Origin of the sequence: Pseudarthrobacter sp. YAF2, from assembly GCF_052113345.1 — a bacterium.
GTDB lineage: Bacteria > Actinomycetota > Actinomycetes > Actinomycetales > Micrococcaceae > Arthrobacter.
Genome location: NZ_JBFRDA010000005.1, coordinates 1 through 12,471, shown reverse-complemented (window position 1 = coordinate 12,471; position 12,471 = coordinate 1). Strand labels below are relative to the sequence as shown.

Sequence of the window (12,471 nt, the reverse complement as noted above, 5' to 3'; positions counted from 1 at the left end):
AGGGGTTCGCAGAGCTCACCAGGAAAAGGGCGTCCGCTGGCGCGGCCGGCTGTGGGGTCCAGTGCCGGCTCCGCAGGGCTCCGCCGCCCCTGGCCCTGTTGTTTACGTCTTCGACGTTTTGGCTGCTGTCCTGACGGATTGTACGTGTCCGCTCCGGCCCGTCTAGCCCTTCCTTCGTCGGGGCCTGCGCGGCGGGAATTTCCCTGCGGCGCTCCTTCGTCGCTGATTTCCTCCGGGAATTTCCCGCCCCTTGCCCAAGGGTAGACAGGCCTCCGTCGGCCACAGCTCCGCAAGCTTCGCCAGCAGCCAAAACAACAAGGGGGGAGAGGGGACGCTGGCCGCTCACCATTGATCGCCCCACCCACCACCATCCTCAGCAAAGGACTTACAACATGACCGACGCAATCCGCATCTCCAGCCCCGCCGACATCCTCGGTTTCATCCCGCACTCCCTCGGGTTCGTACCGCGTGAATCCTTTGTGTTCCTGACGATGCGGGGCAAGACGCTCGGCGCGACACTGCGTGTAGACGCCCCCGCGTCCGCCGAACCCGCCGGTTTCGCCCGGTCCATGGTCGACTACCTCACACTGGACACGCAGGCCACGGCGGTGCTGCTGGCCATCTACACGGCCAGCACCCCAGCGCCCGGGCAGCCCCGCCTTTTCCACGATCACGTCGAAGCCGTCATCGACGCGCTGGACAACGCAGGCACCCCGCTGCAGGACGCATGGCTGGTCACCCCGTCGCACTGGCAAAACCTGCTGTGCGACAGCGACGCCGGGTGCTGCCCGCCCGAACCGCTGGAATCCATCACGGACGGGCAACTGAACGCGGAACTGGTGTTCCGTGGCAGCAGCTACCAACAGACGCCCGGCACCAACTATGCTCCGTTCGCAGGCCCGGCAGACAGGGAGGAGCAGATCCGTCACGCGCTCCCGGGAGTGCTCGGAGCGGAGCTGGCTCCGGGCCGGGAACTGTGGGCCGAGGCCCTGACCGGGGACGGATGGATGGATCCGGAGACGGCGGTGGAGCTGCTGGCGTGCTTCCAGCGCCCGGACCTGCGCGACACGTTGTTCTGCAACGTGATCGCCCCCGAGCTTCCCGACGCCGAGGGAAGCGGGAACCTGTTCGTAGGGGAGGGGATCGCCCCGGACTGGGACCGCGTGGACCGGGCGCAGGACACGGCGCGTGACCTCATCGACGCCGCGCCGGAAGGCTACCGGGCGCCCCTGCTGACCCTGATCGGCTGGTTGGCGTACCTCAAGGGTCAATCGTCGGTCGCTGGAGACCACTTCAAGCTCGCCCTGGCTGACACGCCGGGTTACCGGCTCGCAGAACTGATGGACCAGCTGGTGAGCCGGGGAACCATCGCCCCGGTCGCGAAGAACCAGGCCACCGCCTACAAGCGGCACCGCTAGGCGGGTGGGGCCGGGCCGGGCCGGGACACCGGTCCGGCCCCCTTGGGTGCGGGGGCGGCCTCCCCCGCGTGCGCTCCTCCGGCCGCCGATCACGCTGCCGCGGGCGCAGCTCCAGAAACGGGAAACGGCCGAACGCCGGGCTACAGTGGAAAAGGAACACGATCCACTAAAGAGCCTGGGGGCAGCACATGAGCCACGAATACATCCTCACGGACGACGACGCAGCACCCACCGACGCCACCCACGTCCAGGACGTTCTCGAGCTCTCGATGTTGACCATGCCGCAGCAAGGCGCCCCCATCGTTGATTTCTCCTGGGAGAAATCCCCGCTGGACCCGTAACTTGATGCAGCGAAGACGCTGCAGCACTGGTTTTCCTTTTGCTGAGGGAAAAACTGAGGCCGGCCCCACGGGGCCGGCCTCAGCCCTTTAACCGCTGAAAAGGGCGTCCGCTGGCGCGGCCGGCTGCGGGGTCCAGTGTCGGCTCCGCAGAGCTCCGCCGCCCCTGGCCCTGTTGTTTACGTCTTCGACGTTTTGGCTGCTGTCCTGACGGATTGTACGTGTCCGCTCCGGCCCGTCTAGCCCCTCCTTCGTCGGGGCCTGCGCGGCGGGAATTTCCCTGCGGCGCTCCTTCGTCGCTGATTTCCTCCGGGAATTTCCCACCGCTTGCCCAAGGGTAGACAGGCCTCCGTCGGCCACAGCTCCGCAAGCTTCGCCAGCAGCCAAAACAACAAGGGGGGAGAGGGGACGCTGGCCGGTCACCAACACCGCCCCAAGCGACAACAGGGTCCGCACCCGCACCCTCTTTCACCCGCTTGACAGACATAGAAGCGTCGGGGGAGAAGGGGAGCTGGCCGGTCACCATTGGTCGCCCCACACCCCTCACGTCTCTGCAAGGACAAAAACCATGAACGATCGCATTGCACGCGCAGCCCTGACCCGCCTGTTCGAACCTAACGACACGGTTGGACGAACCCTTGTGGGCAGGCTCGGCGCCTACGCCGCGCTGCGGCTCGCCACCGGCGCCCAACCAGCCCACACCCTCCCGGACGTAACGCCCGAAGAATTGGCGGCCGCGCTGAAGCGCTGGGCGCCCCGCGTGCCGGACCTGGCCCCGGAGAAGGACCTAGCCACCATCGAACGCCTGGGCGGCGGTTTCCTGATCCCCGGAGATGAGTACTGGCCCACCGGCTTGGATGACCTCCCGGACCCTCCCTACGGGCTCTGGTACCGGGGCGACATGTGGAACGGGATCCCGGCCCCGTCCCGGTGCGCAGCTCTGGTCGGCTCACGGGACTGCACGAGCTACGGCGCGGCCGTGACCGGTGACATCGCCTACAGCCTGGCCCAGCGCGGAATCTGTGTCATCGCCGGACTCGCCTACGGCATCGACGCCCACGCCCACCGCGCCGCACTGGCCGGGGGCCTCGGCGACGGAGCTGCGACCATCGCGGTGCTGGCCGGGGGACTTGACCGCGACTACCCGTCAGGAAATGCGGACCTCGCGGCCGCGATCCGCGCCAACGGCCTGACGCTCTCCGAGCTGCCCCCAGGAAGTGCCCCTACACGGGCGCGATTCCTGCAAAGGGGCCGTATCATCGCGGCCCTTGCAGGGGTGACCTGCGTCGTGGAGGCACGCTGGCGCTCCGGTGCGCTGAACACCGCCTACCACGCCGAAACCATCGCCCGGCACGTCGCCGCCGTCCCCGGCAGCGTCCACAGCGCCAACTCCGCAGGATGCCACCGACTCCTGAAAGACGGCGGCGCGGCACTGGTAACCGACGCGGACGAACTGACCGAACTGCTCACCAGCTAAACCCCCAAAGGGTGGCCGGCCTTTCGGGCCGGTCACCGCGGGCGGTCCGCCGCCGTGGCCGGCTTGCGCTGGTGGTCGCCGGCGGCGGACCGCCAATCCCGCAGCGGCCAGGTGCCGGGCGGCGGCCGCCGGCGGCAAGCCCTTCGTGGCAATGACCCTGGGGTTGTCCGTGGACGGGGGAGAGGCAGGCTCGCAGGGCTCACCCTGGTCTCCGCTGCGCTCCAACCAGTTGACGGGCGTCCGCTGGCGCGGCCGGCTGTTGGGTCCAGGGCGCGCCGTCGCAGAGCTCCGGACCCCCTGGCCCTTCTTGTCTACGACGTTTTCTGGTTGCTGTCCTTCGGATTCTAGGCGTCCGCTCCACCCCGTCTAGCCCCTCCGTTCCTCCGGGGCCTGCGGTGCAGGAATTTCCCTCCGGCGCTCCTTCGTCGCTTATTTCCTCCGGGAATTTCCCGCCCCTTGCCCTGCGGGTAGACAGGGCTCCGTCGGCCGCCGAGCAAGCAAGCTTGCCAGCAACCAAAAAACAGCGGGGGGAGAAGGGGAGCTGGCCGGTCACCATTGGTCGCCCCACACCCCTCACGTCTCTGCAAGGACAAAAACCATGACCGCAACACCCACGCTCGAAATGCTCGACCCAGCCACCCTCACCGTTGACATCAACGTCCGGAAGGACGCCGCCCTGACCGCTGACTTCATCGCCAGCATCAAGGAACACGGCGTGATGGAACCAGTGATCGCCCACCGCAAGGACGACGGCACCGTGCACGTCCTGATGGGCCAGCGCCGCACCCGCGCCGCCGTCGAAGCCGGACGGCCCCTGATCCCGGTAATGATCATCGACTCCCCCGAGGAAGCAGAACGCATCGTCACGCAAGTAGTGGAGAACATCCAGCGCGCCGAACTGACCGAATCCGACGAGGCCGACGCCTACCACCAGCTGTCCCTGATCGGTGTCTCAGCCGCCGCGATCGCCAAGAAGACCGGACGGACCAAGACCACCGTCGAATCCGCCCTCAAAGCCAAGTCCACCGACACCGGAGCCGCCGCCCTGGGCAAGGGATACACCATCGAAGCAGCCCTGATTCTCGCTGAGTTTGAGTCAGACGAGGAAGCGACCGCCGAGTTGGAGTCGGTCATCATGGACGAACCCGACATGCTCCTGCACGTCACCCAGCAGCTGCGCGACAACCGCGACCGCGCCGCCGCGCTGGCCGCCCTCACCGCAGAGCTGGAAACAGCCGGAACCACTGTTGTTCCCGAATGCGGGTACGGGGAGGACAGCGAAACCCTCCGGGTCACGTCCCTGAAAAGGGCAGACGGGGAACCGGCTACCGACGAGGACGCAAACGCCGTCTACATCGAGACGGACTATCGCGGCGAGCACTCCACCGTCGCCGTTGTCACCGGCTGGAAGGACTTGGGCTTCACGCTCCGCTACTACAGCGGCTACGGCACCTCATCGGCCCCCAAAGGGCCCATGACCGAGGAGCAGAAGGCCGAACGGAAGACCCTGATCGAGAACAACAAGCTGATGCAGTCAACTGTGGTCAGGCGTGAATGGGTCAAGAACCTGCTGGCGAAGAAGCAGGCCCCCAAGGGCTGGCAGTACTTCACCCTCCATGCGATCACCCACCACGCCGAAACCGCCAGCGGTTACGAGGGCAAGGTGGCCGCAGAGATGGTCGGGGCGAAGGTCGAAGAATCCAACCAGTGGGCGTGGAACCCGCTCAGGGACCACGTCGCCAAAGCCACCGCACGCCCGGAGTTCGGACTGATCGCGCTGGTCTGCGCCGGGTATGAAAAGACCATCCAGAAAGACTCGTGGCGCTCACCGAGCCAAACCCACCGGGACTACCTGAATCAGCTGGTCACATGGGGATACACCGCATCGGAGACTGAGCAGATCATCATCGACAGCGGCGAAAAGACCGAGACGGCCGGATAGGCCACGGCTCCTGTGCCGGGCGGCGGATCCCGAACCCTGCCCGGCACAGGCCCCAGCCCAATCACCACAGGCGGGTCAGGAACCTTCCGGACGTCGGGCGGTCCGCCGCCCAGGGCGAACCACAGCAACCACTCACCAGCGGCGGACCGCCGTACCGCGCAACAACCAGGATTCAGGACAAGAGCCGTGCTCCAGCAATGAGGCTGGGACAGACCACGGCCATCACGTCAGTTAGACTGGCCATAGATTTCTTGCAGAGAAACCCGAAAGGAGCCGGCACATGCCGGCTCCTTTCCGGGTTAACAAGAGAACCCGAGTCTCAGCGTCGATTCAGCCCGGGACGTTCCTCGGATCGTTGCCGTAGCTGTTCTTCTCAGCGATCTGGCCGTCCTGGTTCTTGATGACGTGCTCGACCTTGTCCGCTTTCGCGGCGTCGCGGCCGGCGGCCACCGCCTCGTCCTTGGTGCCGTAGCCGGCACCGAACGCGCGGTCAGTGCCTTCGCGCTTGTTCTTCCACGCACCGTCTTCGTAGTACGTCTCGATATCACCCTGAGCCATTGCACACTCCCTCTACCGTTCGGGTCCAAGACCTGCTGCGCAAGCGCGGATAGCGAAAAACCCCGCCTCGTCGTGCGGGGCCTTCCTGGCAACCCCTCCGCCTGATGGGGGACAGGCGGAGAAGCTGACACCAACCTAAGAGAAAGCATGCTTAGTTTTCAAGCGAGGGAGGTTTTGGGTTGGCCGCCCCGTCGGGGCCGGCCCTGCCGCCAGCCCGGCAACTCCGTGTCCAGCCTTGCCTGCCTGGCAGGGGTCAACGTGCCTTGGCGGTAGGTGATTCTTTGGCCGTGGATCCACACCCCAAGGACACGCTCCTGCTTGGTGCCGGCCTTCTTGTGCAGCGGCCAGTCCTTGCCCTCCGCCCGGTAGGCGACGGGTACGACCAGGCGCTGATTCCACAGCGCTTCGCATCTTTCTTTCTGCCGGCGCGGCGCGTCCCAGCCCGGGATTTCCCCGAGCCGGGCTTCGACAGTGGGGGAGAGGGTGCCGTTGTCGGCGTCCTGGCGCCCGCGCCCAAGCCAGGTGCTCAGGGCACGCTCCCGCGCGGACTTCGCCCGCGGGCTGGGCAGCCGGCCTTCAACGCAACCGGCGGATATGTACAGCCTCCTAGGACTCCCCCATCCCGGCCTCTGAGTGTCGTTGCTCCTGCTGCTCCGTCAAGGGCGCTGCGCGTCACGACATGATGAGCCCCCGGCCCACCCCTGTCATGTAGCAACCTAGAAAGAATGAGACACCCCCGGACGACGAAAGGAGGGGCCGGGACAATTAGTCCCGGCCCCTCCTTTTGGGCTTACCGCCACCTAATCCCGCCGCCTGTTTGTTTTCCGGCTTTGTTCCGTGTCTCCCATTCGTGCGTCTTTCCAGGGCCGTCCGGTTTCCCATCTCCTCCGGAGTATCGGTCGATACGGGACCCGTTGTCCGTAGTCACGGTTTTCACACCGTCCTTCCAAGTGAAGCGCTTTTCCGGCTGATTGCCGCCTGTCACTTTAATGTTCCCCACTGGGATCAGCTCCTTGTGTTCGGACTCCTTGTTGAGTCATGAGTCCATCTTGAGGATGGGGGCTTCCCCGCTCCATCGACTTCTGCGTGTGGCGGGGAAGACGTGCGGGGAAGTCTTTATTTGTCATTTGACTAGAAATATCTTTCCGATGGTGCTTCGGCGGTTACGCTGACCCCAAGTTGGCATGTGAAGGAGAGGCTATGACGGTTAGGGGTTATACGGAATCGGAACGTGCTGAGTTGCGTCACCGGCTGGATCAGCTGCGTTTGAGGCGGCTTCTTCTTGACGGAGGGCATTTGGCACACGAGGTGTTTGCTCGTCATGCCGGAAGGGACACCGGATGGGTGCAAGCGTGGTCTCTGATCGGCGAGACGGTTAACCCTTTGTTCTTTAAGTTGAAAGACGATCTCGGCGACTTGACGAAGGTGAGCGATACTCAGGTCAATCAACTGAGGAAAGAGGTCTACACCTTCGCCGGCAGCCGTGACCGGTTGCTATGGGAAGAACTAGACCTTCCTCTGAAGAGCCATCAGGACGACTATTTCCGGGGCCAGACCATACTTCGCAGCATCGTAGAAAGCGTTGATAACGTACTGGAGACCGCCGAGGACGTGCTGGCCCCAGGCGCTGTACTCTTCGCCGGTTCCGAGGCTCTTTCGGAAAAACAAGCCAAACACTCCGTTGAGGTCCTTAGGTTCATTCGATGGGGACTTCTCGGACAGATAGCTTGGCTCTTGAAGCCATCGTCGTTTTCAGCTAATCAGGCAGTGAATAAGACAGGCGCTCAGTTACAGAAGGATGTCTGGGCCCGAGGTCTCCTGAGGAACACTCGACCCACCTGGTCACTGCCGGGGATCGCGTTGGCCGGTCGCAATATTGCATCGATGCTGTTTGCGACGGCAGGCTTTTCAGCTTCGCTTGATGACAGCGATCCTTTCATCAGCCTCGAAGAAGGCGCGTCCGCAATGCCTCGCCAGCTCGCTCGGAAATTCTCCGGAAAGAAGAACGCCCTTCTGGAACACAGGGAGAGTGTAAAGGCGCTCGGTTACACGAAGACCGGGATCTTGGACAACGGCACTTCTGAGTTGGACAGGGTGGCGATAGATTTCATCTTCAAGGCCCGGGAACAGAACTCCTTTTTTGTCTTCGCACCGACCTCGAGCGGAAAAACGCGATTGGCCCACATGGCCATGTTTGAGGCCATCGCTAAACGGAAACGGGAAGATCCGGACGCCCTTGGCCGCGTAGTCATGCTTGCCCCGACCAAGGCCTTGGTGAACCAGATAGTCAGGGACCTGGAGAACCTCATTAGGGGCACTGAGGCACGCGACTGGCAGATCATTGCGGGGACCAGGGATCACCCTCAGTACAACGATCATTTACGGTCCATGACCTTTGATATCGCCGTTGTCATCCCGGAGAAGCTCTCTGCGCTGATGAGGATCGGCATGAATCTCAGCGACTGTCCGCTGATCGTCGTGGACGAGCTCCAGCATCTTGTTGAACCGCAGCGGGGCTTGGAATTGGAACTGCTGATGATTGAAATATTCGAGCGGCATCCGGAGCTTCGCTGGGTTGGGCTGTCGGCATCTCTGGGCCGCGATACCCGGAAGCTCCTGCGCGATTGGTTGTCAAAAAACGGTTCTGGCCATGCCCCGCAAATTGATGCGGAGTACCGGCCCGTTCCGCTGGCCGTTTCTGCCACTGACGGGAAAATATCGCTCCAGCGAGAAACCCACGATACCGGGGTTCCTCAAACGGACCGCGCTGCGTTGGCGAACCTCGGGGCGGCGCTCAAACAAATCCAGGTCCACCCGAAAACGAAGGAATTAGCGCGCGTCTACCAGAGGCCGCTGGAACTCATGTTCGACGTGCTCAACAAGCACGTGAAAGACGGAACCTTCGATCCGCGCACGACACCTTCCATCCTGTTTTTCGTCCATGGCCGCCGGGTCGCTCGGCATCTGGCAGTGGCAACACAGGAGCTTATGCACAAGCATCTTGGGCTCCGGGAGATCAATGACTCGATTGATAAGCCATATACAGGAGGCCGTTTCGAAGCAATGCCGGCATCAAATCCCGTCCTTACGCCCGAGGAAGCTATAGAGGACCTCAATCAAATGCCCCCCGGCAGGCTGAGACGCTACGTGACTCAGGCGCTGACCCATGGCGTCGGATTTCATACAGCGACTCTGGACACCCACTCCAGGCAGTCGGTCGAGGATGGGTTTCGACATGGCTACATCCGAATCCTCTTCGCCACCGACACCCTCAAGCTGGGAGTGAACCTGCCCTCGGATATCGTTATCAACGGTGACATGTTGCTTTCGGCTGGCGACTACTACCGGCTGCTCGATAAGGACAGCGTGATCCAGCGGCTTGGGCGCGCTGGACGTCTTGGTCTCAAGCTTCAAGGGTTGGGCTACATCGTAAGCCCCGACGAATTTCCGCCGTCGCACATCGGTGACGCCACAATCGAGATAGGGATCGACGAACGTAAAGGGTTGGGTGGACGGCCCGACGCAGCTGATACCGCGGTTCACAAGGCTGTGCGAGCCGCCGATAAAGTGTTCGACCATTACTTAAGCGACTGGACTGGTGGGGCTGAATATTCGCCCAAGCAAAACAATTTGTGGCTTCAGAACGCCGTATTGTGGCGGCTGGGCCGCGAGCGAGAACCTCTCAGTCTCACAGATCTGGAAATGCAGGCGAAGGAGCTTCATAGCAAGACCCTGTCCGGGTGCTTCGGAGACATGTTCCCCGATGGCTCGATGAGAAGCCTCCTGGAATCTCGAGCAATTGTGCAGGATGGAGACAAAGTCCGCCTTTCCGCCCGGGGACATGCCTTAGCGGTCAACGCTCTCGGTGCGGAAAACGCGGACACAATTGCGAAGATTGCGCACGCGGCAGCAGAGGGCGCGGGACCCCTGACCTTGTTCTATCTTGCGGCCCGGGCTCCCATCTGCCTGAGAATGACGTACCAGATGAGCTTCGATATGCCCTCCACTCCGCTGAACGCGCTCGAAGGCATTTTGCAAGTGACACGAGAAGCCCTCAAGCAGAAGCCTGAAGGAGCCCCCAGGCTCTTCCGCCATTTCGGGCAGCTTACCCGGGACGTCATCGGCGCAGGTACTATCGCCGATGGGCTCCGTGCGTCGCTAACAACGAACGACATTTTGGGGGCGCCCGGCCGGGAACACGCAACGGCTTTATGGCGGGCCTTGGTGCTCCTCAAGAGATGGGCCGGCTCTCCGTTGACGGATATCGAGCAGATCGCTCAGTCTGGGGTACCCGACGAAGTGGCAATCCAGTCACTGGGACAGGGTGTGGCGTATGCCATCGGCGCCGCCGCGGACATGCTTGCGATCGATCCATCCGATATGACTTTTAGGACACTTCAAAACCTCGAGACGGAAGTCGAAATCGGGCTTCCCGCCGTTCTCGCAACCTTGGTTCGAGTCAACCACCGGTCGATGAACCGGGAGCGCCTGCTCGGTCTACTCCCCTACCTCGAGGACCCCGCGCTACGGTGGGACAGCTTGGCTGATATTTTGCAGAAATACTTCGAGGATACGGGGGCGCGTCCTACAACGAACCCCGGGCGCGGACAACGCGCCGCGAAGTGGGAACCCTTGTCCCCCTCGACGGTGGCCAAGGTAACAGCTGAGATCAGGAAGATTGAGGCAGATCGCAAAAGATTTGCCCTGTCGCTTGCCCAGCCTTGGGCCGGGCACCATATCCCGCGGGACTACGAGCTAACCATGGCCGAGGACCTGGAGAAGGTTGCAGGCACCGGAGGGCTCCAGATCATCTGCGAACTGCTGGAGGCCAGTGGCCTGTCTGTTGAGATGGCTGCCGGTTCACCCGAGCGCCTGATCATCACCTACGGTGACGGTGACGGTGACGGCAAAGAGCAAACCCTCCTGCAAATTGCCCGTGATGTCGTAAACCAGGCAACCGTTGACGAGGTCACGGCGACGCTCCAATCGCACCAGAACATCCTTGTCATCGCTGCTGCCGGCGCGACGCACGGAGTGGTACACCGTTCGGCCTACCGTTATGAGGCATGCGCGGTGGTCGATCCGAGTCTCTTCTTCGAAATGATCGCGCGGGTCTATGACAAGAACTTCCATGAAGGGAACGGGTTCCTTGGATCTGCGGGCGAACTTGATGTCGAAGCCAACGCACGCATGCTTCGGCTCATGCTGCTGAACAATGCCCCTGTTCTGAGCCGTTCCGATCTGGAAAACAGATTGGTCTCCGGTGACATCGCTCAGCTGCCCTTGGCAAGCATGTCAACAGGAACCGAAGGTTGACTTCGGCGCGTCGAGTCCTGAGAAGCCGAGCCGGGTCCCGGAACACCAGGGCGCACCCTAGAGGCGATTGTAGGTGCCAGCGAAGCACTCCATGCCGAGGCTGGACTGTTTTTCGCACCATTCCCATGCCTGTGTCAGGCTCGGGAATTTTGCTTCGAGGAGAGCCACCCAGCGCTGTCCTGCCTTGCCGTCATAGGCAACTTTCATCAGGACTCCTTTGACAGGCAGGACGTCGACCCTTGCCAGGAAGCTGCCCAGCGGCTCCTCGTCATGCTGAACGGCCAACTCGATCACGGTGTCTCCGGGAACTAGGGTGCCGGTGAAAGGGTAGCCATCAAGGGCAATTTTCGTTGCCTTGCTCTCGGGGGTAGGAGCCGACGGCGCAGGTGGCGCGGTGGCAGATTGAGCCGCTGAAGCTGCTACCCGATCCTCTACCGGCCGGGACGGTTCTGCAGATGCCGACCCGAGCGCTGTGGCGACCAGGAAGCAGGCAATCACGATGGTCAACGTGAGGCCGGCGACGAGAGGCCAAAGCCAGCCTGTTCCGGCGAGTCGAATTGCCAGCCTGTACGCTGCTGCCCTCAGTGAAATCCTTTGGGCAGCAACGTATCGGCCTGTGACGGATGGCATTAGGGGCCTCCAGGGGACGAGTCTGGTATCACTACCTTCACGTTGGAATCGGCCGCGATCCTCTCCGCTGCGTCCAGTAGCACGCCCTTCCCTAAGGATGACGTCGTGGCCAAGAAGCCCTCATAGAGGTGAGCGAATTCTGGCCTGTTGCGCTGGGCGTCTTGGACTTGCCGATGGAACAGGAATGCTGTCCTTAGATTCTCCTGTTCGCGCTCCGTCAGGGCGTCTGGCGTAAGCCCTGCAGGGTGAGGCAGATCATGGGTGACCGCAGAGCTGCGGGCGATCATAAATGGAGCTTTCTGCTGTTGGTCCTGGGTTGTTACTTGCTCAGCATCACTGATGCCTACCCTGGGCTTTGGCGAGTGTTCATGTTTGGCCAGAAGGCTTCGGATTCCGCACCGAATGCAGTATTTCATTGTTCGCTCTCCTTCAGTTTTTTGGCAGGTATCGTCGGGCCAGCCACTGTACGGTGGCGTTGTCGGGGTATTGAATCGCTTCGTCGATCACTGACCCGATGGCGCGAATTTTCGTTTTGATGACGACGCCTTCTGCCTGGATTAACGCGAGGCGACGACGATGTTCTCTTTCTTCGGACCAGCTTCTAGCAACGTCCTTGCCCAGCTCGGCACGCACCGCGAGTTCTCGTGTCATTGGATTTGCCTCCGGATGCTTGCGCTTCCAGCTTCCAGAAGCTTGCTGATTTCCATGGCTTTGTATTCGTTGCCGGCGGCGACCTCGATTCCGACGTCGATGCAGTCGCCCAGGACTACCACGGCGGTCTTGACCTGCTCC

At 62.5% G+C, this 12,471-nt stretch carries 9 protein-coding genes; 5 read left to right on the top strand and 4 right to left on the bottom strand.

All coding sequences use genetic code 11. From position 1 onward, the window contains the following. The first annotated feature begins 392 nt into the window (after positions 1 to 392). The 4 genes from AB4Y79_RS06640 to AB4Y79_RS06625 all read left to right on the top strand — a co-directional run bounded on the left by AB4Y79_RS06640 (position 393) and on the right by AB4Y79_RS06625 (position 5,175). Positions 393 to 1,418, top strand: coding sequence for a DUF4192 domain-containing protein (locus AB4Y79_RS06640; protein ID WP_441859898.1), 1,026 nt, complete (start codon positions 393 to 395; stop codon positions 1,416 to 1,418). A 188-nt stretch (positions 1,419 to 1,606) separates the two neighbouring features. Next, positions 1,607 to 1,759 (top strand): hypothetical protein, encoded by a 153-nt coding sequence (locus AB4Y79_RS06635; protein WP_441859896.1) that lies wholly within the window; start codon positions 1,607 to 1,609, stop codon positions 1,757 to 1,759. Between the two features lie 565 nt (positions 1,760 to 2,324). Continuing rightward, complete coding sequence (gene dprA, locus AB4Y79_RS06630; RefSeq protein WP_441859894.1) at positions 2,325 to 3,233, top strand: DNA-processing protein DprA; 909 nt, start codon at positions 2,325 to 2,327, stop codon at positions 3,231 to 3,233. 598 nt (positions 3,234 to 3,831) lie between these two features. Beyond that, positions 3,832 to 5,175: a ParB/RepB/Spo0J family partition protein gene (locus AB4Y79_RS06625; RefSeq protein ID WP_441859892.1), complete on the top strand. Its 1,344-nt coding sequence runs from the start codon at positions 3,832 to 3,834 to the stop codon at positions 5,173 to 5,175. A 330-nt stretch (positions 5,176 to 5,505) separates the two neighbouring features. On the opposite strand, the gene AB4Y79_RS06620 is transcribed toward AB4Y79_RS06625, so the two are convergent. Then, complete coding sequence (locus tag AB4Y79_RS06620; protein WP_441859890.1) at positions 5,506 to 5,733, bottom strand: DUF2188 domain-containing protein; 228 nt, start codon at positions 5,731 to 5,733, stop codon at positions 5,506 to 5,508. A 158-nt stretch (positions 5,734 to 5,891) separates the two neighbouring features. Next, entirely contained in the window at positions 5,892 to 6,119 is a 228-nt protein-coding gene (locus tag AB4Y79_RS06615; protein ID WP_441860220.1) for a helicase associated domain-containing protein, read from the bottom strand. Between the two features lie 814 nt (positions 6,120 to 6,933). On the opposite strand from AB4Y79_RS06615, the gene AB4Y79_RS06610 reads away from it, so the two are divergent. Further along, complete coding sequence (locus AB4Y79_RS06610; RefSeq protein ID WP_441859889.1) at positions 6,934 to 11,049, top strand: DEAD/DEAH box helicase; 4,116 nt, start codon at positions 6,934 to 6,936, stop codon at positions 11,047 to 11,049. A 57-nt stretch (positions 11,050 to 11,106) separates the two neighbouring features. On the opposite strand, the gene AB4Y79_RS06605 is transcribed toward AB4Y79_RS06610, so the two are convergent. Continuing rightward, complete coding sequence (locus AB4Y79_RS06605; RefSeq protein WP_441859887.1) at positions 11,107 to 11,556, bottom strand: hypothetical protein; 450 nt, start codon at positions 11,554 to 11,556, stop codon at positions 11,107 to 11,109. A 552-nt stretch (positions 11,557 to 12,108) separates the two neighbouring features. Then, complete coding sequence (locus tag AB4Y79_RS06600; protein WP_441859885.1) at positions 12,109 to 12,330, bottom strand: hypothetical protein; 222 nt, start codon at positions 12,328 to 12,330, stop codon at positions 12,109 to 12,111. Between the last annotated feature and the right edge of the window lie 141 nt (positions 12,331 to 12,471).

Excerpts from the sequence above, each read along its gene's own strand:
- AB4Y79_RS06610 (WP_441859889.1), top strand. The coding sequence starts at position 6,934 with ATGACGGTTAGGGGTTATACGGAATCGGAACGTGCTGAGTTGCGTCAC.
- AB4Y79_RS06620 (WP_441859890.1), bottom strand. The coding sequence starts at position 5,733 with ATGGCTCAGGGTGATATCGAGACGTACTACGAAGACGGTGCGTGGAAG.
- dprA (WP_441859894.1), top strand. The coding sequence starts at position 2,325 with ATGAACGATCGCATTGCACGCGCAGCCCTGACCCGCCTGTTCGAACCT.
- AB4Y79_RS06635 (WP_441859896.1), top strand. The coding sequence starts at position 1,607 with ATGAGCCACGAATACATCCTCACGGACGACGACGCAGCACCCACCGAC.
- AB4Y79_RS06640 (WP_441859898.1), top strand. The coding sequence starts at position 393 with ATGACCGACGCAATCCGCATCTCCAGCCCCGCCGACATCCTCGGTTTC.
- AB4Y79_RS06625 (WP_441859892.1), top strand. The coding sequence starts at position 3,832 with ATGACCGCAACACCCACGCTCGAAATGCTCGACCCAGCCACCCTCACC.
- AB4Y79_RS06600 (WP_441859885.1), bottom strand. The coding sequence starts at position 12,330 with ATGACACGAGAACTCGCGGTGCGTGCCGAGCTGGGCAAGGACGTTGCT.